Annotated in this window: 21 protein-coding genes; 9 read left to right on the top strand and 12 right to left on the bottom strand. The window is 62.7% G+C overall.

Annotation, left to right across the window (positions count from 1 at the left end; translation table 11 throughout):
• The first annotated feature begins 40 nt into the window (after positions 1–40).
• From LC343_RS04645 to LC343_RS04610, 8 genes are read left to right on the top strand one after another with little or no spacing between them, the layout of a single operon-like run.
• Positions 41–1,576: a sugar ABC transporter ATP-binding protein gene (locus tag LC343_RS04645; RefSeq protein ID WP_428982499.1), complete on the top strand. Its 1,536-nt coding sequence runs from the start codon at positions 41–43 to the stop codon at positions 1,574–1,576.
• A 23-nt stretch (positions 1,577–1,599) separates the two neighbouring features.
• A complete protein-coding gene (locus tag LC343_RS04640) occupies positions 1,600–2,586 on the top strand; it encodes an ABC transporter permease (protein WP_223476112.1) in 987 nt (328 codons plus the stop codon).
• 32 nt (positions 2,587–2,618) lie between these two features.
• Positions 2,619–3,599 (top strand): sugar-binding transcriptional regulator, encoded by a 981-nt coding sequence (locus LC343_RS04635; RefSeq protein WP_223475910.1) that lies wholly within the window; start codon positions 2,619–2,621, stop codon positions 3,597–3,599.
• Positions 3,589–4,584, top strand: coding sequence for an aldo/keto reductase (locus LC343_RS04630; protein WP_223475909.1), 996 nt, complete (start codon positions 3,589–3,591; stop codon positions 4,582–4,584). The genes LC343_RS04635 and LC343_RS04630 overlap by 11 nt, the downstream gene beginning before the upstream one ends.
• A gap of 59 nt (positions 4,585–4,643) precedes the next feature.
• On the top strand, positions 4,644–6,371 hold the full coding sequence (locus LC343_RS04625) for a glycerol-3-phosphate dehydrogenase/oxidase (protein ID WP_223475908.1): 1,728 nt from the start codon (positions 4,644–4,646) through the stop codon (positions 6,369–6,371).
• The gene (locus tag LC343_RS04620) at positions 6,362–7,204 is read left to right on the top strand and encodes a class I fructose-bisphosphate aldolase (protein WP_223475907.1); all 843 of its coding nucleotides are present in this window, start codon (positions 6,362–6,364) and stop codon (positions 7,202–7,204) included. Before LC343_RS04625 ends, LC343_RS04620 begins: the two co-directional genes overlap by 10 nt.
• A complete protein-coding gene (locus tag LC343_RS04615; RefSeq protein ID WP_223475906.1) occupies positions 7,197–8,711 on the top strand; it encodes an FGGY-family carbohydrate kinase in 1,515 nt (504 codons plus the stop codon). The genes LC343_RS04620 and LC343_RS04615 overlap by 8 nt, the downstream gene beginning before the upstream one ends.
• Before the next feature lie 34 nt (positions 8,712–8,745).
• On the top strand, positions 8,746–10,362 hold the full coding sequence (locus LC343_RS04610; RefSeq protein ID WP_223475905.1) for a GMC family oxidoreductase: 1,617 nt from the start codon (positions 8,746–8,748) through the stop codon (positions 10,360–10,362).
• 59 nt (positions 10,363–10,421) lie between these two features.
• On the opposite strand, the gene LC343_RS04605 is transcribed toward LC343_RS04610, so the two are convergent.
• From LC343_RS04605 to LC343_RS04580, 6 genes are all read right to left on the bottom strand, one after another.
• Entirely contained in the window at positions 10,422–11,330 is a 909-nt protein-coding gene (locus LC343_RS04605) for an SMP-30/gluconolactonase/LRE family protein (protein ID WP_223475904.1), read from the bottom strand.
• Positions 11,331–11,339: 9 nt separating this feature from the next.
• Positions 11,340–12,290 (bottom strand): ABC transporter permease, encoded by a 951-nt coding sequence (locus tag LC343_RS04600; protein WP_223475903.1) that lies wholly within the window; start codon positions 12,288–12,290, stop codon positions 11,340–11,342.
• A gap of 6 nt (positions 12,291–12,296) precedes the next feature.
• Entirely contained in the window at positions 12,297–13,343 is a 1,047-nt protein-coding gene (locus LC343_RS04595) for an ABC transporter permease (RefSeq protein WP_428982509.1), read from the bottom strand.
• Complete coding sequence (locus LC343_RS04590) at positions 13,343–14,866, bottom strand: sugar ABC transporter ATP-binding protein (protein WP_223475901.1); 1,524 nt, start codon at positions 14,864–14,866, stop codon at positions 13,343–13,345. The genes LC343_RS04595 and LC343_RS04590 overlap by 1 nt, the downstream gene beginning before the upstream one ends.
• A gap of 94 nt (positions 14,867–14,960) precedes the next feature.
• A complete protein-coding gene (locus LC343_RS04585) occupies positions 14,961–16,097 on the bottom strand; it encodes a sugar ABC transporter substrate-binding protein (RefSeq protein WP_223475900.1) in 1,137 nt (378 codons plus the stop codon).
• A gap of 90 nt (positions 16,098–16,187) precedes the next feature.
• Positions 16,188–16,922 carry a FadR/GntR family transcriptional regulator gene (locus tag LC343_RS04580; protein WP_223475899.1) on the bottom strand — a complete coding sequence of 245 codons (735 nt, stop codon included), beginning with the start codon at positions 16,920–16,922 and terminating at the stop codon, positions 16,188–16,190.
• Positions 16,923–17,214: 292 nt separating this feature from the next.
• Between LC343_RS04580 and LC343_RS04575 the strand changes: the two genes are divergently transcribed.
• A complete protein-coding gene (locus tag LC343_RS04575; RefSeq protein WP_223475898.1) occupies positions 17,215–18,378 on the top strand; it encodes a fumarylacetoacetate hydrolase family protein in 1,164 nt (387 codons plus the stop codon).
• Between the two features lie 71 nt (positions 18,379–18,449).
• On the opposite strand, the gene LC343_RS04570 is transcribed toward LC343_RS04575, so the two are convergent.
• From LC343_RS04570 to LC343_RS04545, 6 genes are all read right to left on the bottom strand, one after another.
• The gene (locus tag LC343_RS04570; RefSeq protein WP_223475897.1) at positions 18,450–19,451 is read right to left on the bottom strand and encodes an ABC transporter permease; all 1,002 of its coding nucleotides are present in this window, start codon (positions 19,449–19,451) and stop codon (positions 18,450–18,452) included.
• An 18-nt stretch (positions 19,452–19,469) separates the two neighbouring features.
• A complete protein-coding gene (locus LC343_RS04565; protein ID WP_223475896.1) occupies positions 19,470–20,210 on the bottom strand; it encodes an ATP-binding cassette domain-containing protein in 741 nt (246 codons plus the stop codon).
• Positions 20,211–20,298: 88 nt separating this feature from the next.
• A complete protein-coding gene (locus LC343_RS04560) occupies positions 20,299–21,294 on the bottom strand; it encodes an ABC transporter permease (RefSeq protein WP_223475895.1) in 996 nt (331 codons plus the stop codon).
• A 3-nt stretch (positions 21,295–21,297) separates the two neighbouring features.
• Complete coding sequence (locus LC343_RS04555; protein WP_223475894.1) at positions 21,298–22,815, bottom strand: sugar ABC transporter ATP-binding protein; 1,518 nt, start codon at positions 22,813–22,815, stop codon at positions 21,298–21,300.
• A gap of 77 nt (positions 22,816–22,892) precedes the next feature.
• Positions 22,893–23,840 (bottom strand): sugar-binding protein, encoded by a 948-nt coding sequence (locus LC343_RS04550; RefSeq protein WP_223475893.1) that lies wholly within the window; start codon positions 23,838–23,840, stop codon positions 22,893–22,895.
• A 130-nt stretch (positions 23,841–23,970) separates the two neighbouring features.
• On the bottom strand, positions 23,971–24,975 hold the full coding sequence (locus LC343_RS04545; RefSeq protein ID WP_223475892.1) for a Gfo/Idh/MocA family protein: 1,005 nt from the start codon (positions 24,973–24,975) through the stop codon (positions 23,971–23,973).
• Between the last annotated feature and the right edge of the window lie 48 nt (positions 24,976–25,023).

The raw sequence follows: 25,023 nt of genomic DNA, 5'->3' as shown, positions 1-25,023 counted from the left end.
CGCGCGGAGAGCGGGCAACGCATCCACCTACCACCCCTGCATGACCGATCGCAACGCCATGGAAACCGCACCGATCCTGAAAATCACCGATCTGCGAAAGTCGTTCGGGTCGATCCATGCGCTGAGAGGCGTCGACTTCGAATTGCGCAGGGGAGAGATACACGCGCTCGCCGGCGAGAACGGCGCGGGCAAGTCCACGCTGATGAACATCATCGACGGGATCCTGAAGCCGGACAGCGGCGAGATACTGTTTGACGGCCAGCCAGTGGAGATTACTTCGCCGGCAATGGCGCAGAAACTGGGTGTCGGATTCGTCCACCAGGAAATCGCGTTGTGCCCGGATGTCACGGTCGCCGAGAACATTTTCATGGCCGCGACCAACATGAGCAAACGCTTCCTGATGGACTACGCGGCGCTGGAAAGAAAGGCTGGCGAAATCCTGCGTCAGCTTGGTGACGTGAACCCGGCCGCACTGGTGCGCGATCTGCCGATTTCCCAGCAGCAACTGGTCGAGATCGCCAAGGCCCTGACCCTCGATTGCCGCGTGCTGATCCTCGACGAGCCGACCGCCGCGCTAACCGATCGCGAGGCGCAAACACTGTTCGCCATCATGCGCAGGCTCGCCGCGCAGGGCATATCCATCATCTACATTTCCCATCGCATGGCTGAAATATTCGACAATTGCGATCGCGTTTCCGTGTTCCGCGACGGACAGTACATCGTCACCCGGAACGTCTCCGAGACGACGCCTTCCGAAATCGTCAACTCGATGGTCGGTCGTGTCCTCGACAATCTTTATCCGGACAAACAGCGCGAGGAAGACAGATCGGAAGAGGTTATCCTGTCGGTGCGCGACCTGACCGAGCGCAGCCTGTTCCGCAACATTTCCTTCGACCTGAAAGCGGGCGAGATCCTCGGTTTTGCCGGGCTGATCGGGGCTGGGCGCAGCGAGATCGCCAAGGGGATCTGCCATCTGGAAGGCGAAACCACCGGCGAAATTCATCTCAACGGTCGCCGTCTCGACCTGAAGGACTACCAGGACAGCATCGCCGAAGGCATCGTCTATCTGTCGGAGGACCGGAAGGGTTCGGGCATCTTTCTCGAGATGTCGATCGCGGCCAACATCTCCGCGATCTCGCTGGACCAGGTCTCGCGCGGCGGGATTATCAACGAGCGCCGCGAAGCTCAGTTTGCCGAGCGCGCGGGCCGCAGCCTGAATTTGAAATACGGCCACACCGCAAACGCTGTCTCCACGCTGTCGGGGGGCAACCAGCAGAAAGTGGCGCTGGCCAAGCTGCTGTCCGTCAATCCGCGCGTGATCTTTCTCGACGAGCCGACGCGTGGCGTCGATGTCGGGGCGAAGGCGGAAATTCACGCGATCTTGCGCCAGCTTGCGCGCGAAGGCGTGGGCGTTCTCGTCATATCCTCGGAGCTGCCCGAGCTGATCGGCGTTTGCGACCGGGTGCTGGTCATCAGCGAAGGCGAGATCAGCGGCGAGGTGACGGGGGACGCAATGACGGAAGAGAACATCATGCATCTGGCCTCGATATCCCAACCCCGGATGGAGGCGGTCTGATGGCGGAGGGAGCAATGGCGGGAATGCAGGGGCAGGGCGCCGCACCGCGCGAACCGGCCGATTATATGAAGCGGCTTTTCAAGATGCGCGAAACCGGGCTGATCCTGATCATCCTGGCGCTGTTCATCGCAATGTCATTTGCCTCGCCCTACTTCCTGACCTGGGTGAACATGCGGGCCATGGCGATGGCCTTCGCGGTCGAGGGCATCGTCGTCGTCGGCATGACGATCCTGCTGATCTCGGGCGGCATCGATTTGTCGGTTGGCTCGGTGACGGCCCTGGCAATGGTGATCGCGGGGCTGTTGTTCCTCAATGGGGTCGATCCCTGGACCGCGTCGGCGATCTCCATCCTGTGCTGCGCCGGCATCGGCGCGTTCATGGGCTTCTTCGTCACGAAGGTCGGCCTCCATCACTTCATCGTCTCGCTGGCGGTGATGGTGATCGCGCGGGGCGCCTGTCTTCTGGGCACGGGCGGCCGACCACTCGGTCTCTACACGCTGCCGCCGGAGTTCAAGTTTGTCGGGCAAGGGGCCGTCGGCGTGATCCCGATCGTCATCATCATTTTCGTGGTGGTGGTGCTGGCATTCGATTTCATGCTCCGGAAGACCACGGCGTTCCGCAAGGTGTTCTACACCGGCAGCAACGAGAAAGCGGCGGCCTATTCCGGCATTCGAACCAAGCGGGTCATCTTCCTGACGACCACATTGTGCTCAACCCTGTGTGGCGTCGCGGGCATCATCTACATGGCGCGTTTCGGGTCCGCTCAGCCGACATTCGGCATCGGCATGGAGCTGAACGTGATCGCCGCGGCCGTGATCGGCGGAGCCAGCCTGTCGGGCGGATCCGGCACGATCTTCGGGGCTATACTCGGCGCGATCCTGCTCTCGGTCGTTTCAAGTTCGCTCGCCCTGCTCGATGTCTCGGTTTACTGGCAGGACATCATCCGCGGCTCCATTCTTCTCGCCGCGGTGTCGATCGACCACTATCTGAACAAGCGTCGCGGCAGGTAGGCCGGCAACTGAAACCTCGATGAGTGAAAGACATGAGTGACAGCAAGGAAGATTTCGAGGCGATCCGCCAGATCCACACGGTTCTGACGCTGCACTTCATCGAGGAGATGAAGCAGTCGGACATCGCCACGCGCCTCAACCTTTCGACATCGAAGGTCAACCGGCTGATCACCCAGGGCCGGAAGCTCGGCATGGTGAAGATCGCCATCGAAAGCCCGTTCCAGCGTCTGGTCGATCTGGAAAGCGGCCTGATCGATACGACCAGCCTCGACAAGGCGGTGGTCACACCGGCGGTGCCCGGCAATCCGGATACGAATTTGCAGCAGGTCGGCCGCGCGGCGGCGAACGGGTTGCTGGAGACGATCCGCGACGGCGACGTGATCGCGATCACCGGCGGCAAGGCGGTCAGCGCGATCGTCCAGAACCTCGCGCCAGATCGGAAGTTCAACGTCACGGTGGTGCCGCTCACTGGCGGCGTGCAAGGCAAATACTACACCGACGTGAACCATCTTGCGACGCAGCTCGCCGACAAGCTCGGCGGCTCGACGATGCTGCTGCATGCGCCGCTCTTCGCCGAGAGTCGCGAGCAGCGCGACATGCTGATGCAGATGGCCTCGATCCGCGAGGTTTTTGACCTCGCGCGACGTGCGTCGGTGGCGCTTGTCGGTATCGGGTCGATCCTCGCGCCGGGGTCGAGCTATTACGACCTCCTGCCGGTGCCGAATCCGGAGCGCGAGCTTCTGGTGAGCGGCGGGGCCTGCGGCGAGTTTCTCGCCCATCTCATCCGCGACGACGGAACGGTGGCCGACTATCCGCTCAATTCCCGCCTCGTGGCGCTCAATCCGGCCGAGCTCTCGAAATGTCCTCTGACGATCGGCGTGGCGGCCGGTCCGGAGAAGGTTCAGCCCATTCGCGCCGCGCTGGCCGGCGGGCTGATCAATTCGCTGATCGTCGACGAACTCACCGCGTCCTCGGTTCTGGACCATGTCGGAAAGGTAGAAAATGTCGCTTGAAATGCTCACACGTCCTATCGGTTCATCGAAGATCGAGGCATCTGCCGTCGGGCTTGGAACCTGGGCGATCGGAGGCTGGATGTGGGGCGGAACGGACGAGGCCAGTTCCATCGCGGCCATCCAGGCGTCGCTGGACGAGGGGATCACCTTGATCGACACAGCGCCGGCCTATGGCCAGGGATTGTCCGAGGAGATCGTCGGAAAGGCCATCAAGGGCCGCCGCGACGAAGTGGTTCTCGCGACCAAATGCGGGCTCGTCTGGCACACGCAGAAGGGCAATCACTTCTTCGACTATGACAGCGGGCCGGTGCATCGCTATCTCGGCAAGGAGTCCATCATGCAAGAGGTGGAGCAGAGCCTGAAGCGGCTCGGCACCGACCATATCGATCTCTACATCACGCATTGGCAGGATCCGACGACGCCGATCGAGGAGACGATCGATGCGCTGGTCGCGCTGAAAGAGCAGGGCAAGATCCGCTCAATCGGCGCCAGCAACCTCTCGGCGGACGAGTTGCGAGCCTATGCAGCGACGGGCGAGCTGGATGCGATCCAGGAGGAATATTCGATGGTCCATCGGGGTATCGAGGAGACGCTTCTGCCGATCGCCGCCGAGCACGGCATTTCGACATTGAGCTATTCGTCGCTCGCGCTCGGCCTGCTTTCCGGCAAGATGGGGCCTGACCGTACCTTCTCCGGCGACGACCTGCGCAAGGACAATCCGCGCTTTTCGCAGTCCAATCGCGAAAAGGTGGCGCGGCTGATGGCGGCGATCGACCCCGTGGCCGAAGCGCATGAGGCGACGCGCGCGCAGGTGATCATCGCCTGGACGCTGCAGCAGCCGGGCATCACCTTTTCGCTGTGCGGCGCGCGCAACCCGGCGCAGGCGCAGGAAAACGCCAAGGCGGGACGTATCCGTCTCACCGATGAGGACATCACCGCGATCAGCGAGGCCGCCAAGACTGAACTGACAAACCTCGACGCCTGAACCGGACCAAAAACAAGACCTGAACGAGCACCGCCTGACGGCCGGTGAACGGAGAACCGATGCCTGAACCAAGAGACGAAAGTTTCGAAATGCTCCGCGCTGACGGGGCCTTCGACGTGATCGTCGTCGGCGGCGGCATCAACGGAATCGGTGTATTCCGCGAACTTGCCCTGCAGGGATTGCGGGTACTCCTCGTTGAGCGCAACGACTTCTGCTCCGGCTGTAGTGCGGCGCCGTCGCGGATGATCCATGGCGGGCTGCGCTATCTTGAAAACGGCGAGTTCGACCTGGTGCGCGAGTCGCTCAACGAGCGCGACGCGCTGCTGCGCAATGCGCCGCATATGGTGCGTCCGCTGCCGACGACGATCCCGATCACGTCGGTGTTCTCGGGAATCCTGAACGGCGCGGCGGGCATACTTGGTCTGTCGACGCGGCCCGCCAATCGGGGCGCGGTGCCGATCAAGATCGGGCTGGGGCTTTATGACTGGGTGAGCCGCAAACGGCGGTTGCTGCCGCGTCACCGCTTCCTGAGCGCGCGCGAAACATTCAGGCGCTGGCCCAAGCTGACACCACGGTTGCGATTTTCGGCGATCTATCACGACGCGTGGATCAGCCATCCGGAACGGCTCGGTGTAGAGCTGATCCTCGACACGCAGCGCCTCGCGCCGGGGGCGCTGGCGCTGAACCACGCGGAGATTCTGCCAGACGGCGACGCATTTGCCGTCTCCGACCAGATCAGCGGCGAGCGGTATCGCGTCACTGCAAAGGCGGTGGTCAACGCCACCGGCGCGTGGCTCGATGATTCACTCACGGCGCTCACCAACCGGCCGGAGAATGCGGACCGGCTGATCTCGGGCACCAAGGGCTCGCATGTGATCCTGGACAACGCGGAGCTGCATGACGCGCTGAACGGCCACATGGTGTTCTTCGACAATTCCGACGGTCGGGTCTGCATCGTGTTTCCCTATCTCGGCAAGGTGCTGGCCGGGGCGACTGACATACGCGTGGAAAAGGCGGAGCGGGTGCGCTGCGAGGATGAGGAGCGCGACTACATTCTCGGTTCGCTGCGGCTCGTCTTCCCGACCATCGAGGTCACGCCGGAGCAGGCGGTCTATTCCTACAGCGGCATCCGGCCGCTGCCGAAGAGCGATCACGATTTCACGGGCCGCATCTCGCGCGGGCATTTCGTGCGTCGCATCGATGCCGCTGTGCCGCATTTCTGCATGGTTGGCGGCAAGTGGACAACGTTTCGCGCCTTTGCCGAGCAGACCGCCGATGACGTTCTCGCCGCGCTCGGACGTGACCGAAAAGAAGAAACGCTCGATCTCGCCATTGGTGGCGGGCGTGGTTTCACCGATGCGGCGGCACTGGCGGACAATCTTTGCGGGCAATTCGGCGTCTCCGAGGCGCGCGCCGCACATCTTGTCGATAGCTACGGCACGCGCGCGATCGAGGTCATGGAATTTTGCGCCGGGCGCGAGGACGACCGGCCGCTTGGCGCAGGCACGGAATTTACCGCCGCCGAAATCGGCTTTCTCGTGCAGCATGAATATGCGGAGACGCTTGGCGATATCGTCATGCGGCGTACCTCGCTGGCTATCACCGGCGCTGTCGATGCCGCGCTGATCGAGGCGGTTGCCGCCGCTGCCGGCAATGCGCTCGGCTGGAACGAGGCCCGCGAACGCGCGGAAATCGACGACCTCGTATCGGAACTGGAAGCCTATCATGGCGTCTCGCGCGAGACGCTGGACCGACGGACACAGGAAAGGAGCGCACCATGCGCCTGAGCACGAAAGCCCGAATGAACCGGATGTTCACGAATGGGGGATGCCTCGACGTCGCCATCGACCACGGCGTGTGCAACGAGCCGAGTTTCCTGGCCGGTCTTGAGGACATGGATCGTGTCGTCGACATGCTGATCGGTGCGAAGCCGGACGCGATCCAGATGACCTACGGCCAGGCCGACCTGCTGCAGAGCCGGCCGGAAAAGGACAAGCCGGCTCTGGTGATGCGCATCGACATGGGCAATCCCTATAACGATCAGCGGCACCGGGTGATGTGGTCGATGCTGCAGAACCACGACGATCCGATCATCGGCGCGCTGGAGATGGACGCGGCCTGTGTGGTCGTGAATCTGTTCATGCTGCCGGACGAGCCGGAACTGTTCCGGCAGTGCGTCGAGAATATCAGCCGGGTGCGCGCCGACTGCCACCGCTATGGCATGCCGCTGATGATCGAGCCGCTCGTGATGCTGCCGAACGATGTGCGCGGCGGCTACCAGGTCGATGGCGACGCCGAGAAGATCGTGACGCTGGTGCGGCTGGCCAGCGAGATGGGCGCCGATATCATCAAGGCCGATCCGACCGACGACCCGGACGACTTCCATCGCGTGGTCGAGGCGGCGCGCGTGCCGGTCCTTGTGCGCGGCGGCGGCAAGGATGACCTCAAGTCGGTCTTGAAGAAGTCGGCCGCGCTGATGGCGCAGGGCGCGAAGGGCATGGTCTATGGACGCAACATCTACCAGCACGACAATCCCAAGGCGGTCGTCAACGCGTTGATGGCGATGATCCATCGCGGTGCGTCGGGCGAGGAAGCCTGGGATATTTACAGCCGTGGCTGATAGCGCGCGATACCTTCTGGGCCTGGACGCCGGCAACACGGTCATCAAGGCCGTGCTGTTCGATCTCGACGGGCGTCAGGTGTCGGCCTTCGCAATCGACGGGCGCTCATCGACGCCCGCGCCTGGCCATGTCGAGCGTGATCTCGACGAACTGTGGCGCAATGCCGGGGAGGCGATCGGCGGTTGCATCGCGGAAGCCGGGGTCGATCCGCGACAGATTGCTGCCATCGGCTGCGCGGGCCATGGCAATGGACTCTATCTGCTCGACCGCGAAGATCGGCCGCTGGTCGGCATCCAGTCGCTCGACACGCGGGCGGCGGAACTGGCCGCCGAACTTTCCGCCGAGCACGGCGAGACACTGCATGCGATCTGCCTGCAGACGCCATGGCCGTCGGAGACGCCGGTATTGCTGTCATGGCTGCGACGCAACCGGCCGGAGGTCTATGAGCGGGCCGGCACGCTGCTGATGTGCAAGGATTTCATCACGTTCAAGCTGACCGGGCGCAAGGTGAGCGATATTTCCGACATGTCCGGATGCGGTTTGATGCGCATGCCGGACGCGCGGTACGACGCCGAACTTCTGGCGCTTTACGGGCTGGAAGGCGCGGAGACACTGCTGCCGCTGCCGATCGACCCGGCGGAAATCGCCGGAACGGTGACTGCCGAGGCAGCGGAGGCGACCGGGCTTGCAGTGGGAACGCCGGTTGTCGGCGGATATTTCGACGTGATTTCTAGCGCACTCGGCTCCGGCGTGGTCGCGCCGGGCGCAGCCTCGATCATCGCCGGCACTTGGTCGATCAACCAGGTTGTATCCAGCGAGCCGGTTGTCGATCCGTCGGTGTTCATGATCTCCGCCTTCGGGCCGGACCGATACATGAACATGGACAACAGCGCGACCTCGGCTTCAAACCTCGAATGGTATGTGCGCGAACTCGTCGAGCGCGGCGGGCATCATGGCGACCCATTCGCGCATTGCAATGCGCGTCTTGCCGAGGTGTCGCCGCGGGCGGACGATCCGTTCTTCCACCCGTATCTTTACGGCTCGTCGCTGGGCGCGGAATACCGCGCGGGCTTCTACGGGCTGGCCGGCTGGCATGGGGAGGGACATCTCCTGCGCGCCTTGTTTGAAGGCGTCGTGTTCGAACATCGTCGGCATATCGGGGTTCTGCAGAAGGCTGGCGTCAGCTTCGATGCAGCGACCTTGTCCGGCGGCGGTTCGCGCAGTCCGCACTGGCCACAGATGTTCGCCGACTGCCTCGGCGTTCCGATATCGGTCGCCGAGGCGCAGGAGACAGGCGCTCTGGGCGCGGCCATCGGCGCGGGAATCGGCGCGGGACTGTTCGCGGATTACGAGGAGGGCGTAGGCCGGATGACACGCGTGCGGCAGGTCTTCGAGCCGGATGGCGCGATGAAGCCGCACTACGATCGCCGCTACGAGACCTATCGCGAGCTTGCCGACACGTTGGGGGATTTCTGGCGGCGCCAGCACGCTGCGCGGGAGCAGTGACAACGCCGCAGGCGGCGCAAGGGAGGAGAACGGCATGGAGGCGCGGGACGCGACGCTCGAGGGCCGGTACGACTACATCATCGTTGGGGCGGGCACCGCCGGTTGCGTGCTTGCGAACCGCCTCACCGAGCATCCGGGCACGCGGGTCCTGCTGCTGGAAGCCGGCGGCAACGACAACTATCACTGGGTGCATATCCCCGTCGGTTACCTTTATTGCATAGGCAATCCGCGTACGGACTGGATGATGAAGACGGCGGCGGAGCCGGGTCTCAACGGCCGCTCGCTTTCCTATCCGCGCGGCAAGCTGCTCGGGGGCTGCTCTTCCATCAACGGGATGATCTACATGCGCGGGCAGGCGGCCGATTACGACCGCTGGCGGCAGATGGGCAATGCCGGCTGGGGGTGGGACGATGTCTTGCCCTATTTCCTGAAGTCGGAGGATCATCACGGCGGCAAGTCCGGCCTGCATGGCGGGGGCGGCGAGTGGAAGGTGTCGCGCCAGCGGCTGACATGGGACATCCTGAAAGCGGTGCAGGCGGGGGCAGCCGAGTTCGGCATCATGCCGCGCGAGGATTTCAACGATGGCAACAACGAGGGCACGGGCTTCTTCGAGGTGAACCAGCGTGGCGGCGTCCGCTGGAACACGGCGAAGGGCTTCCTGCGTCCGGCGATCAAGCGCCCCAACCTGCGGGTCGTGACCCATGCAGAAACGGAGCGCGTGCTGTTCGACGGCAAGCGCGCCACCGGTGTTCAGTTTCGTGCGGACTGCGTCCTGCGGAAGGCCTTCGCGGACGCCGAAGTTCTGCTGGCCGCCGGTGCGATCAATTCACCGCGTGTCCTCGAACAGTCGGGTGTCGGCTCACCCTCGATATTGGCCGGGCTCGGGATCGAGCTCGTCCACGAGAATGCGGCGGTCGGCGAAAACCTGCAGGACCATCTTCAAATCCGCACCGTCTACAAGGTGCACGGCGCGAGGACGCTGAACACGCTTGTGCATTCGCCGGCGGGCAAAGCGTGGATGGCGCTGCAATATGCGTTTTCGCGCAGTGGCCCGCTGTCGATGGCGCCGAGCCAGTTCGGAATGTTCACAAAATCCGATCCGGCAATGGAAACGCCGGACATCGAGTATCACGTGCAGCCGCTATCGACCGACAAGCTTGGCGATCCGTTGCACCGATTTCCGGCGATCACGGTCTCGGTCTGCAACCTGCGGCCGGACAGCGTTGGCTCAACGCATATCGTGAGCCGCGACACCTCCGAGCAGCCCGAAATCCGGCTCAACTACCTCTCGGCGGAGCGCGACAGGCAGGTTGCGGTCGCCTCGATCCGCCAGGCGCGTGGCGTAATGGAAGCGCGTGCGCTGGAGCCATATAAGCCGGAGGAACTGCTCCCCGGACCCGCCGTCGAATCTGACGAGGACCTGCTTCGCGAGGCCGGCAATCTCGGCACGACGATCTTCCACCCGGTGGGGACCTGCAAGATGGGTCGCGACGATCGCGCCGTCGTCGACACGGACCTGCGCGTTCACGGACTGGATCGATTGCGCGTCGTCGATGCGTCGATCATGCCGAAGATCGTCTCCGGAAACACGGCGTCGCCCGTGGTGATGATCGCCGAGAAGGCGGCGGACATGATCCGCGGAGGTCTTTGAAGGAAAAGCAGCAGTTGTCGAATCGCGGGTCGGGTTTTTTCAGGCGGGGAAGGGCACCGTCACGCAATACCTTGGGCATTGACGTAGATCGCGCGCAGCGAGGTGGTCGCGCAGATAAACAGCCGGTTGCGTTTCGGACCGCCGAAGCAGAGATTCGAGACCACTTCGTCGATTCGGATCTTGCCGAGCAGCGTGCCGTCGGGCGCGAAACAATGGACGCCGTCGCCGGCGGAGGACCAGATGTTTCCTTCCGTGTCAAAACGGAAGCCGTCGAAAAGGCCTGTGTCGCAGGTGACGAAATCCGCGCCAGCGCCGACCGACCGACCGTCGGCAGAAAGCGGATAGCGGCGGATGACGGGGTCGCAGTCCGGAAAATGCGTGCGGCCGGTATCGGCAACGAACAAGGCGCTTTCATCGGGCGAGAAGGCGAGGCCGTTCGGCTGTTTCATGTCGTCGATGACACGCGCGATCGTGCCGTCGGGATCGATGCGGTAAACATGGCGGCCGTCCTGGTCCATCGGCGCGGCGTCGCCCTCGTAGTCGCTGTCGATTCCGTATGAAGGGTCGGTGAACCAGATCGAGCCATCGGACTTGACGATCACGTCGTTGGGGGAGTTGAGTTTCTTGCCGTCGAAGGAGTCGGCCAGGACCGTACGGCTTCCATCGAATTCGTAGCGGCTGACGCAACGGCCGCGATGTTCGCAGGCTATCATCCGCCCTTGGGCGTCGACGGTATGGCCATTATGATTGCGGCAGGGCTGCTCGAAGGTCGAAACCGCGTCGTTCATCTCGTCCCAGCGCATGATGCGGTCGTTGGGGATGTCCGACCAGATCAGATAGCGGCCGGCCGGAAAATAGGCGGGACCTTCCGTCCAGCGGCCGCCGGCCCACAAAGTGTCCATCCCGGCATTCGCGTGAATGAGCTTTTTGAAACGGTCGTCGCGGATATCATAGAGTTCGGCCGGCATTGTCGTTCCTCAGGATGTGACGCGCTGGTTGCGCCCGTAGACCAGCAGCATGGCGATGATCACCGTACCATAGATGATCTGCCGCCCCGCCTCCGGCATCTGCATGATCGACAACACGGAATTCAAAAGCACGATCAGGATGACGCCGATCAGCGTGCCGATATAGCGGCCCCGGCCGCCGAGAATATGCGTGCCGCCGAGAACGACCGCGGCGATCGCCGGCAGCAGGAAGGCATTGCCCATGCCCTGATAGGCCTTGGCCGAATAGCCGGCGAGCAGAACGCCGGCGATCGAGGCGCAAAGCCCGGACACGACGAAAGCCCCCATCGTCACGAAGCGAGTGCGAATGCCAGAAAGATAGGCCGCACCCTCGCGCGAGCCGGTCGCGTAGATCGACCGTCCGAAACCGGTTCGCGTCAGCATCACGATGATGAAGACGGAGACCGCAGCCCAGACGAAAAGCGCCACGGGAATGCCGAGGAGCCTGTCCTTGGCGAGAAACAGCATCAGCGGCGTGGCGGTATCCTGCGGTGCGAACCCGCCGGTCTGCGCGACCATAAGCCCGCGCAGCACCGTATCGACGCCCAGCGTGAAGATCATCGAGGGGATGCGCAGGAATGCGACGCCGAATCCGTTGAGCATGCCGACGGCGATGCCGACGGCAAGAGCCGTGGGAAGCGCCATTTCTCCGCCGACGGCGGTGGCGGTCATCGCCGCGGCGGTGAGCGTCCAGGGGATCGACAGATCGATATGGCCGAGCAGGATCACCATCATCATGCCGGCCGCGCAGATGCCCAGGAACGACCCGGTCTGTAGTTGCTGAAGCAGGTATTTCGGCGAGAGCAGCGGCGCGGTTCCCGCTGTCGACAAGGTGTAGACCGTGCCTGCCAGAAGGATCACCACAATGAACAACGAGGCGATCAGAATGGGCTTGTTTTCGTTGGAAACGGAAATGCGCATGGCGGTCTACCTGAAGAGGTCCAGCTTGTTCTTGACCCGCAGCGTCCTGATCGCGCCGAAGGATACGGCGACCAGCAGCACGACGCCTTCAATGAGCGGCTGCAGAAGCGGATCGATGTCGAGAATGCGGAAGTAAAAGGAGATGACGCGCAATATCCCCGCGCCGATGAGACTGCCGACGGCGGTTCCGACGCCGCCGAGCAGCGACGTTCCTCCGAGCACGACGGCCGCGATCGAGTTCAGCGTGTAAGCGCCGGCCTGCTGGATGTCCGCGTTTCCAGACGATGTCTGAATGGCGAGATAGAGGCCGCCGCAGGCGGCGAAGAAGCCGCCGAGTGTGAAGGCGGCGATTTTCGCGCGCTCGATCGGCAGTCCGGACATGAAAGCGGCGCCCTCCGCCGAGCCGATCGCATACACCGTCCTCCCCGTCACCGAGCGCCGGAACGGCACCCAGACCAGAATGGTGACAAGGAGGACGATGATGACGGGAACGGGGATATCGGCGAATGGTCGGATCCACCAGGCATCGCCGCCTCCGGCGATCCCGTAAGTGTCGGCGAAGTCCCATACCGAGTTTGTCAGAGCCCAGCCGAGATCGCCATCCACGTCGCCACCGGGTTTCGGCCGGACAAGCAGGGCGAGGCCGATAGCGATTGCGCCGGTGGCAAGCGTGGCGATGATCGGCTGTATCCGGCCATAGACGACGATCAGCCCGTTCATCAGGCCGAACGCGGCGCCCGACAGCAGTGTCACGACGATGCCGAAAAGGATCTGCGCCGGCGAACCGTTCACCAGTTCCGACGCGATACAGTTGGTCAGCGTCATCACCGCGCCGACGGACAGGTCGAGCCCGCCGAGCAGCACGGGGAGTGTCTGCGCCATGGCAAGGAAGGCGATCGCCGCCGTCTCATTGGCATTTTGCACGGCGACGGCGGCGGAAAAGCCGCGTGGATGCATCATGTTGTAGGAGAGAAACAGGACCGCGAACAGCAGCAGCGCGCTGGCGAGGCCCACATTCTGGAAAAACCATCTCGTCAATCGGCTCTGATGCATCACGCCGCCTCGACGTCAATGTTGAGCGATGCCGCGACAAGGCTCTCCTCGGTAATGTCGTCGCCCTGTTTTTCGGCCACGATGCGGCCCGAATAAAGAACCGACACCCGGTCGCAGCAGCCGATCAGTTCCGCGTAATCGGACGAATAGAACAGGATCGCCTTGCCCTGGTTGGCGAGGTCTCTCATCAGCCGGTAAATCTCCTGTTTCGTCCCGACATCGATGCCACGGGTGGGATCGTTCAGCAGGACGATGTCCGGATCGATCATGAGCCACTTGGCGATAACGACTTTCTGCTGATTGCCGCCCGACAGCGTCATGACAGGGTCGGATGCGGACCCGGCCTTGATCTGAAGCCGCGATATTCCATCCTCGATGGCTTGTCGCGAAAGTGCCGGGTCGATGAATGGTCCGCGCGATATGCGCTGGAACGACGAGGCGAGCAGGTTGTCGGCGATCGGCATGCCGAGCATCAGCCCTTCTGTCTTGCGATCCTCCGGGACCAGCGCCACCTTTGTCGTGGCGGTCTTGGCGGCGGCCGGCGAGGAGGGGATGCCCTTCTTCCCGCCGATGACGACCTCGCCCTCGACATCGCGCAACACGCCGAAAAGCGCCAGCAGCAGTTCCTTCTGGCCCTGGCCATCCAGCCCGCCGAGGCCGACGATCTCGCCCCGGTGCACGGTCAGGTCGATACCGTTGAGCCTGTTCTGCCAGGACAGCCCGCGGACCTTTAGAAGCGGATCGCCCAGATCTTCGGGAGCGACCGGCTTTGGCTTGGGCGGAAATTGCGCCTCGACATCGCGGCCGATCATCAGTTGGACAATCTCCCGCTCGCTCTTGGCGCCTTTCGCGAAAGTTTCGATGTGCTGGCCGTTTCGGAAAACGGAAAGCGTGTCGCACAGCGCCTCGACCTCGTGCATGCGGTGCGAGATGAACAGGCTGGCGACGCCGCTGTCTTTCAGTTCGGCGAGCAGGTCGTAGACCGTACCGACGTCGCGTGCGGTCAATGCCGAGGTCGCCTCGTCGAGGATCAGAACTTTCGGGGATTTGCCCAGGGCCTTGGCGATCTCGACCATCTGGCGCCGCGAAAGCGAAAGCTCGCGCACCATGGCGTTGGGATCGACGTCCTCGCAGCGCACCCGAGCCAGAAGTTCTTCGGCGCGCCGGACCTGCGCGCGCCGGTCGATCAGCCCGAAGCGCCGCGGCGGACTGGAAATTGAAATGTTGTCGGCCACCGAGAGGTCCGGGACGAGCGACAATTCCTGAAACATGCAGACGATGCCGGCCTCGTTGGCGGCTTGCGGCGTCGCGAAGGCGACAGGTTTGCCTTCGAGCCGCATCTCGCCGGAATCGGGTTGCAGCACCCCGGACATGATCTTGATGAGCGTGGATTTCCCGGCGCCGTTTTCGCCGAGAATGGCGTGTACGGTTCCCGGTTTGCAGGCAAAATCGACATTCTCCAACGCGCGGATGCCGGCGAAGTATTTCGAAATGCCGCGATATTCGACAATGGCGTCGGTCATGCGTGCTTGATCAACCGGAACGGTGTCCGGTCCCACTTCGTATTGTTGGAAAGGCCCCGGCCAAGCGCCGGGGCCGCTGATGCGCGTAAGACGCCTATTTCACGTCGCTCTCGTCCTGCGCCATGATGGCGGGGCCGGAGATGTTGACGCCGCAGGGCGGGAACTCGTTGACCGTGAAGAAGTTGTCCGGCAGGTCAGACCAGAAGTTCTTTCCGTCCTCGAGGTCCTTGTAGGTCGCCACCGGCAGCGGCACCGAGATGAGCTGCGGCATGACATTGCCTTCGAGTGCCGATACCGCTGCTTTCATGGCAATCGCCACGAGACCCGGGGACTGGCCGATCGAGATGCCCTTCAGGCCATCATCCGAATACTGCGCGATTGCCTTGCGGTATCCGTTCTCGGATTCGCCGGCGACCGGTACCCAGGGATGACCTGCATCCTTGAGCGCCTGAATGACGCCGTTCGAGCCGCCCTGGCCGACCACCGCGTCGAACTGGCCGTGAACAGCGATGGCGTCCGCGACGACCTTCTGGGTCGTGCCATCATCCCAATTGCCGACCACCGATACCATCTCCCAGTCGCCGCCATCGGCCTCGAAGACCTCGTTGATGCCGATGGAGCGGTCACGGTCGACCGAGTTGCCCGGGAGGCCACGAACTTCGAGGATTTTTCCCGACGTCACGCCCTTGGCCTTCAGCTCCTCGAGCGCGAATTCCGCCCACATGCGGCCCATTTTGAGCTGGTCTTCGTTGACCTGCATCACCTTGTCGGTGTCGAGCACATTGTCGAAGGGAACGAGCACCACGTCGCTGCGGTCCGCCAGGCGGATCACGCGATCGAAGCCGTCAGGCGAAACCGCGATGGTGACGATGGCGTCGAAGCCCTGGTTGATGAAATCCTCGATGGCGCCGAGCTGAGCCGGCGCATCGGTGCCGGTCGAGACGACCTTGAGTTCGGAAATCTTGTCCTTGATCGCCGGATCCTCGGCATAGGCCTTGGCGGTCTTGATCATCTGGATGCGCCACGTATTGCCCACGAAGCCGTTGACGATGGCGACGCGATACGGCCCTTCCTTGGCCTCCCACTGGAAGAATTTCGTATCCGCGTCCCACGGGGCGAAGCATTCCGGATTGACGCCAGGGCCCGAAACCGTCTCCGGTCCGGCCATCGCGAGCTGCGCCGACATGGCGAGCGCCGCAAGGGCGGTCGTGCATTTCAGTAAATGTCTCATGGTATTTCCTCCCATTGATCGCGCCGATTCTGGATCTTCGTGACGGGTTGGCGCGGCCCGTCTCCACAGTGTTACGGCCCAGCGAGGGCCTCAGGCCATCTCCTCCATGTCCTCGCTGAAGTTCTTGAAGCCCACCATCAGGTGGTTTCTCAGCCTGTATTCGAATGCGAGCCGGTCCCGGGCGGCCATCGCGTCGATGACGCCTTCATGCTCGTCATAAGTTTCCGTCATGAAGGTGCGGCGCGTTTTGCCCTTCTGCATGATGCGCAGAATGATCGGCTTCATCACCGAATAGACGTCGAGGATCGCGTTGTTTCCGAGAATGGAGATCAGCCGGACATGGAAGCCATAGTCCACTTCCGACGCTTCCTGGATGTCGCGGATATCGGCCAGGTTCGCATTTATCTCGCGCAGTTCCGTGAGATCCTTGTCCTGCAGTTCCTCGAAGATGCGGTCGGCGGAGCGCACCTCGATCAGATCGCGGAACGCCTGAACGTCGGTGAAGGACTTGCGCGACACTTCCATCGTGTTGAACGAAAACAGTTCGAAGGCGCGCGCCATCCTGTTGTCGGTAATCGTTGCGCCGATCTTGGGGCGCACCTCCACCAGGCCATAGGCCTTCAGGATGCGCATTGCCTCGCGAACCGTGTTGCGGCTGGCGTCAAAGCGCGCGCAAAGTTCGCGTTCGGTGGGAAGGCTATCGCCGACTTTCAGCCCTTCCTCCGAGATCAATGTACGCAATTGCCTGACGACAATATCGACGGCCGAACCGGTCTCCGGCGAGGCGCTCGGCGCCAGGTCGATATCGTTCCGGTTGTCAGCCATTCTCACCCGTCTCGTGAATTCAATCTGGAATTCGCTGTATTTGTTGGACCAAGACTCGTAAGTCGATCTTGGCCTTGAGTCAACAAAACTGGTGGCACGATAGCGGCAAAAAACGCTACATATTCGGGGATAATCGGCATTTCTTGGTGCTTTTCCGGTGTCGGAATGCCATCGGCCCGTACGCCGAACAGTTGACGGTAGGTGATAATGCCGCCTATTTGTCCAACCAGATTGCCGCCGGGCGGTTTTCAGGCCCGCGATTTGCGCGACGGACAGAGAGGGAGGAGTGATTATGAGTTTTTTTCCTGACGAGCGAGACAAGGACGGTCTCTTCCTGGGCAGGGTCTGGTCGCCGGAGGCGGGGGGACCCGTCCTCGTCACCATTCGCGACGGCGACGTTGTTGACATCACCTCCCGGGAGACGCTGCTGGTCTCGGATGTCCTCGACATGGACGACCCCGCCGGCGTGGTCGCCGGCGCGTCAGGCAACCGGATCGGTTCGCTTGACGAGATCGCGGCAAACAGGCCGGGCGACATGTCGCGCGCCCATTTTCTCGCGCCGTGCGACCTGCAGGCGGTCAAGGCCTGCGGCGTCACCTTCGCCTCCTCCATGGTCGAAAGAGTGATCGAGGAGAAGGCGGCAGGCGACCCCTCGAAGGCGCAGGAGATACGCTTGCGTGTCGGCGCCGCGATCGGCGGCAGCCTGCGTAACGTGAAAGCGGGCTCGCCGGAGGCTGACGCCGTCAAGGCGGCTTTGAAGGCGGAAGGGCTGTGGAGCCAGTATCTCGAGGTGGGCATCGGGCCTGACGCGGAAGTGTTCTCCAAGGCGCAAGTGCTGTCTTCTGTCGGGCCGGGGGCCGATGTCGGCCTGCATCCGGTGTCGAAATGGAATAACCCCGAACCGGAAATCGTTCTTGCCGTGTCATCGCAGGGGCGCATCGTGGGGGCGACGCTTGGCAACGACGTCAATTTGCGTGATGTCGAGGGGCGCTCGGCGCTGCTTCTTTCCAAGGCCAAGGACAACAATGCGAGTTGCGCCATCGGGCCGATGATCCGGCTGTTCGACGACGGGTTCACGCTTGACGACGTGCGGGCCGCGGAACTCGACATGACGGTCGTGGGCGAAGACGGTTTCGAGATGAAGGGCCATTCGTCGATGCGTGAGATCAGCCGCGATCCCGAAGATCTCGTCCGCCAGACCATCGGCCGCCACCACCAGTATCCGGACGGATTGGTGCTCTTCCTGGGCACGCTGTTCGCGCCGGTGCAGGATCGGGACGCTCCGGGCGAGGGCTTTACGCACAAGCTTGGCGACGTGGTCACGATCAGGTCGCCGGGGCTTGGACAACTGGTCAACACGGTCCGCTTGTCGACCGAATGCCCGGAATGGAATTTCGGAACCCGGGCTCTCATGCGCAACCTCGCCGATCGTGGCCTGCTGGGCGCGCCCGATTGAGCGACATCCCTTGGAGGCAGATTACCCCCGCGCCCAGATGCGCCCTTGGTTCGATCATTCCGGCCAGCTGACTACTCGGAGCTTCGCGCCTGGCGGATGCGATCGAAGGCAACCGCGATCACGATGAAGGAACCGACGAACGTGCCCTGCCAGAACGTGCTGATGCCGAGCAGGATCAGGCTGTTGCGGATCACCTCGATCAGCAGCGCACCGATCACCGCGCCGAAGGCCGTGCCGGTGCCGCCGGCAAGGTTGGCGCCGCCGATGACGGCCGCGGCGATCACCGTCAGTTCCATTGCCTGTCCGAGATTGGTGGTCACGCCGCCAAGCCAGCCCACTTCCAGTATCCCGGTGATGCCGGCCATCAGTGCCGAGAACATGTAGACGCTGACTTTGAGCCGGTTGACCGCGATACCGGTCAGCCGCGCGGCCTGTTCATTGCCTCCGAGCGCGAAGAGATGCTGTCCCCAGCGCAGCCACCGGAAGGCGAAAGCGGTGATCGCCGCGAGGATCAGGAGAATGATCAACGGATGCGGCAGACCGAGCGTTGAACCGCCGCCCAGCCACAGCAACAGATCATGGTCGGGCCCGAACTGGTAGATCATCTTGTTGTTCGACAGGACCATGGCGAGGCTGCGGGCGACCGAGAGCATTCCGAGAGTCACCACGAATGGCGGCATCTTCGCATAGGCGATGAGGATGCCGTTCACGGCGCCCACGAGCAGCGACACGCCGAGCGCCGCCAACGCCCCGATCCAGAATGGCCAGCCAGCGGACATCACCACGCCGATGGTCATGGCCGAGATGACCACGGTCGAACCGACGGAGAGGTCGATGCCTCCCGAAGCGATCACCGCCGTCATGCCGAGCGCGACGATGCCCACAAAGGCGAAGTTGCGGGTCACGTTGAACAGGTTGCGCTCGGTGGCGAATGTGTCGGTCATCAACGTCAATGCGAGACAGGCAAGCACGGCCGCGACGAACACCCAGAAGGTCTGCTGGCCGGTGATGCGCGAGAGCGCTCCACGGTGCTCGGAGCGGTTGATGACATCGGAAATGGTCACGTTGGTCATGTCATGGCTCCTTGCGCGTCACGCGGTTTCTATCGCGCCGGTAATCAGGCCGGTGACCTCTTCGGGCGAGGATTTGGATGCCGGTTTGCTGGCGACGAGTTCGCCGCGGCGCAGCACGGCAACCTTGTCGGCAACCTCGAAGACGTCTGGCATGCGGTGGCTGATCAGTACGACCGCAATGCCGTGCTCGCTGAGTTGGCGGATCAGGTTCAAAACTTCGGCCACCTGCCGCACCGAGATGGCGGCGGTCGGTTCGTCCATCAGGATGATGCGGGCGTCGGTGAGAAGCGAGCGGGCGATCGCAACGGCCTGGCGCTGCCCACCGGACATTCTGCGCACCACGTCGCGCGGCCGCGTCTCCGATTTCAGGCGGGCGAACAGTTCGCCCGCGCGGCTCCGCATCTTGCCGTAGTCGACGATCTGGATCGGCCCGAAGCGACGTACCGGCTCCCGACCGAGGAAGACGTTGGAGGCCGCCGACAGGTTGTTGCAGATCGCGAGGTCCTGATAGACGACTTCGATACCGGCCTTCTGGGCATCGAGCGGCTTGTGAAAATGGGCTTTCGATCCGTTGATCAGGATGTCTCCCGATGACGGGGCGAAGTTGCCCGCGATCACCTTGACCATCGTCGATTTGCCGGCGCCGTTGTCCCCCATGAGCCCAACGACCTCTCCCGGCTCGATCGTCAGGGAAACGTTGTTGAGCGCACGGATTGCGCCGAAATGTTTGGATATGTTCCTGAGTTCGAGCGCGCTCATCGGCTGTTCCTCCAAATGTCCGCGGCGTTCCACCCGCATTCCCCGCCCTTGGCGGCGCTGATTGTCTGTGCGGTTTCTGTTCGCGTCATCAGCTCTCCACCCTCTCTGACTGCAGCCTTTCGAAGGCCTGTGCCGCCCGCTTTTTCGCGCGGTAGGCGGCGAGTTGCTGGTCGGCGAGCACGCCAAGGAGAATGACGGTTCCCATCACTGCAAAGTTCAGCGACGAGGGGATGCCGAGCAGGTTGACGAGGTTCTGCAATTCCTGGAGCAGCACCGCACCAAGCACCACGCCGACGATCGAGCCTTCGCCGCCTCGCAGCGAGAAGCCGCCGAGCACCGCGGCCGCAATCGCGTAGAGCTCGTAGAAATTGCCGTGCGACGACGGTTGCACCGACTTGGTGAACATCGCGAAATAGATCGCCGCGACCGCCGCGAGGACGGAACAGATCACATAGGCGGAGGTGATCACGAAGCCTGAGCGGATACCGGAAAACCGCGCCGCCTCGTCATTCTTGCCGACGGCATAGAGGTGCCGGCCGAAGACCGACTGATGCAGCACGAACCACATGACGACCGCGATGATGATCATCGCGATGAAGGAATGCGGGATACCGTAGCTGCGCCCGATGGTAAGCCATTCCAGCTGCGGATAGGACGCGCCGAAGGGAAATCCCGCCGTGGCTTCGGCGGTGTAGCCGCGCGCGATGCCGCGATAAATGAGCAACCCGCACAGTGTCACGACAAAGGGTTGCATCTTGAACCGAGTGATCAGGATCCCGTGCGCCAGCCCGATCAGGGCTCCGAGCGCGATCGTGATCGCGACTGCTGCGGGCCATGGCACCGCGTATCCTCCGACCATCTCAACGAAGAGGACGCCCAGAAGCGCGATGACCGAACCGACCGACAGGTCGATCCCGCCCGTCATGATGACGAAGCCCTGTCCGATCGCGAATATGCCGAACAATCCGACGAGGTTCGCCGTGTTTCCGAGGTTGATCGGCGACAGGAAGAGCGGATTGCGAAGATAGACCACCGCGCCGACGACGATGATCAGGATTGCAAGGCCGAGATCCTTTTTCTGCATGATTCAGGCCTCCTCCAACGCCTTGCCCACGGCAAGCGTCAGGATATTGTGTTCGGAAAAGTCGGAACGCTTCAATTCGCCGCTGATACCGCCATCCCGCATCACCACGATCCGGTCGGACACGCCGATCACCTCCTCCATGTCGCTCGAAATCATAACGACGCCGACACCCCGGTCGGCGAGCGCCCGCATCAATTTGTAGATCTCCGACTTTGAACCGACATCGATCCCGCGAGTCGGTTCGTCGAAAATGATCACTTTCGGGTCCATCGAAAGCCATTTCGCGAGAACGACTTTCTGCTGGTTGCCGCCCGACATGGCCTGGGCAGCATTTCTCACGTCGGGCGTCTTGATCGACAAGCGGCTTCGCTGTTCCTCGGAGACTTCGATCTGCCGCGACCTGGACACCCGGCCATTGCGCAGGCAGGAGCGCAGATTGGCCATCGTGACGTTCTCACAGATCGGAAATTCCAGGATCAGTCCTGTACGCTTGCGGTCTTCAGGGACGAGATACAGTCCCGCGCTGATCGCATCAGCCGGGCTGCCGGCGTCGAGAGGCGCGCCATTCACGCGGACCTCGCCCGATAACTTCCCGCCGGCGCCGAAAATCGCTTCGGCAAGCTCCGTGCGGCCCGCGCCGATCAGTCCCGCGACGCCGAGGATCTCGCCACGGCGCAACTCGAAATTCGCGGCGTTTGCCGGTTTGGCCTGCGTTCTGACGTCGCGCACCGACAACAGCGCTTCGCCCGGCGGGGCCTGCGGCGGCGTGTAGAGCGACTTGAGATCGCGGCCGATCATCAGCCTTATCATCGCGTCATTGCTGATCTCGTCGCGTGCGAGACGACCGGCGATCCGTCCGTCGCGCAGCACGACGATCCGGTCCACGCATTCCTCCACCTCGCTGAGACGGTGCGAGATGAACACGACAGCAATGCCCTGCGCCTTGAGGTCGGCGATCACTTTCAGAAGATTGTTGGTCTCGGAGATGGTCAGGCTCGATGTCGGCTCGTCCATGATGACAAGCCGCGCATCCATGGAGAGCGCCTTGGCGATCTCGAGCAGTTGCTGCTCGGCGAGCGACAGCGCCGCGACCGGCATATCGGGCCCGAACTGGGCGCCGACGCGGTCAAGCAGCGGTTGCACGGCGTCGCGCATTGCCTTGCGGTCGATCAGGCGCCACCGGCCGCGCGTCTTCTCGCGGCCGAGAAACACGTTGGCGGCCACATCGAGGTTGTCCAGAGTGTTCAGTTCCTGGTGAACGAAAGCGATGCCCGCGGCCTGGGATTCGGCAACCGTCAGACCCCGGTAGAGCTTGCCATCGATGGAAATCGACCCGTCGGTGGGCGTGATAACGCCGCCGAGGATCTTCATCATGGTTGATTTACCGGCCCCGTTCTCGCCGATCAGGCCAACGACTTCCCCCGCCGAAATGTTCAGCGAAACATCTTTCAGCGCCACAACACCGGGATAGACCTTCGTTATGCCCTGAAGGCGAAGGCCGAGTTCCTGAGGCCCGCTCATGTTCAGAATATTCCCAGTACAGTCGGAAAATTGCGAGCGGGCAATCAGGGATCACCCACTCGCGAGCCCGGGAGGGCTTAGCCGTTGATGCGCTCTTTCAGCTCGGCTTCGAAGGCATCGACATTGCTCTGGTCGATGATCTTCGTCGGAACGATGATCAGGCCATCGGCCGGAACACCCGACTTGTCGCCCTCAAGGTAGTCGGCCATCAGGTGCATGCCCTGGTAGCCCCACTGGTAGGGATCCTGCACGACGGTGCCGGCAAAGCTGCCCTCGCGAACGGCGCCCAGCGTGATCGGGTCCTCGTCGAAAGCGATGACCGTGATCTCTCCCAGCTTGCCGTTTGCCTGAAGCGACTCGTAGATTTTGGGCGGGTTGTAGGAATAGAACCCGACCATGCAGTCAATGTCCGGATTCGCGGCCAGAACGTCGTCCACATTGGCGCGGGCACGGGCGAAATCGACGTCGTCGCCGCGGACGTCGACGAGTTCGATGCCCTTGCCTTCGACGGCCTGCCGGAAACCGGCGATGCGCTCGATGGCGTTATCCGCGCCAAGGAAACCGACGAAGCCCATGCATTTGCCGCCGTCCGGCATTGCCTTGATGGCAATTTCGCCCGCCTGGATACCGGCGGCCGTGTTCGACGAGCCGAGATAGGCGATACGGTCGCTCTGCGGAGCGTCGCTGTCCGTGGTGAACAGCGGAACCTGCGCGGCGATACGGTTGAACGCGTCGATCGAGTTCTTCGGATCGGCGGACGAGATCATGATCGCGTCGGTGCCTGCGGCCACAAGGTCGTCCATCAGCGCATTCTGCAATGCGGCTGTACCCTGGGCGGGATAGCGGAATTGCAGTTCGTAATCCGGCAGTTCCGCCTGCGCCGCGTTGACGCCGGCCTCGGCCAGTTTCCAGAAATCCGATGCGGCGTTGACGACGAATGCGAGCTGCTTCTTTTCCTGCGCGGCGGCGCCGCTCGCAAGCAGCGCGCCTACGCTCGCTGCGATCAGTGTTTTCGTGAAATTCATATCATCCTCCCTTTATTCGGAGCCGTTCGATTGGAGCGGCTGCACAATTTATAATTGATAATATAAATAATGATATTAATCAAGCGTCCCTGTCATTTGCCGCGGGCAAAACTGCTCCCGTGAGCCGGGGTCACAGGCTGACCCAGCCTCCGGTTCGCTCGCTTTCGAACATGGCGTCGAGTACCCGCATCGATGCGATCGCGTCGTCGACGCCGTAGGGGGCGGGGGTGCCGGTCAGTATCGACTGGGCAAACGCTTCCGCCTGCTCGGCATACTGGTCGCATGAGGGCAGGGTTTCGCGACGGGCCGCGCTGGCGTCGAGGCTGGCTCCGTCATCGATGACGATCGTCGTCTTCTCGCCTTGCGGCGCATTGAATGGAATAAGAATCTCCGCGCGGGCCTTCGTGCCGAAAACCTGGAATGTCTGGAAGGGAACCAGTTGCGTGGAGGCCTGGAAGGTTAGTAGCCGTCCGTCTCCGAAATCGCAGATCGCGCCGACAAGGCGATCCGTACGGAAGTTGGGATCGCGATCGATCAGCGAAACGACGCGACGCGGCTCCGCGTCGAAAACAAAGCGGGCGCCCGTGATCGGATAGCATCCGATATCCAGCATGGCGCCGCCGCCGTTTTCCGGCTTGTTGCGTATATCGCCGGGATCGTCGTTGAAATAGCTGAACGCGGCCTGCGTGGCGCGCACGTCTCCGAGTTCTCCGGACCGCGCCATCTCGCGCAGGCGGAGCCATTGCGGGTGATGGCGGATCATGAAACCCTCCGCGATCAGAACGCCGTCCGGCGCGTCGCGAAGCCTGAGCGCATCTTCGGCATTCAGACCGACCGGCTTCTCGCAAAGCACGTGCTTGCCTGCCCGCGCGGCCTTCAGCGTCCATTCGACATGCAGATCATTGGGAAGCGGGTTGTAGATCGCGTCGATGTCCGGATCCGCCAGCATGTCTTCATAGGAGCCATAGCTTTTCGGAATGCCGAGCCTTTCCGCTGCCTGGGCGGCGCGTTCCGGGCTGCGCGAAGCGATCCCCAGCACGTTGGACGACACCGATTTCCGCATGGCAGGAATGACTTTCTCGGTGCCGATGCTGGCCGTCGACAATATGCCCCAGTTGATCTTTCGCGCGGTCATCTTTGTGTGTGTCCCTCTGTATGCAGGAAAATGCCGGGCCTGTTTCCA

This window comes from Oricola indica (assembly GCF_019966595.1).
Lineage (GTDB): Bacteria > Pseudomonadota > Alphaproteobacteria > Rhizobiales > Rhizobiaceae > Oricola > Oricola indica.
This window is presented reverse-complemented; position numbering and strand designations above follow the sequence as displayed.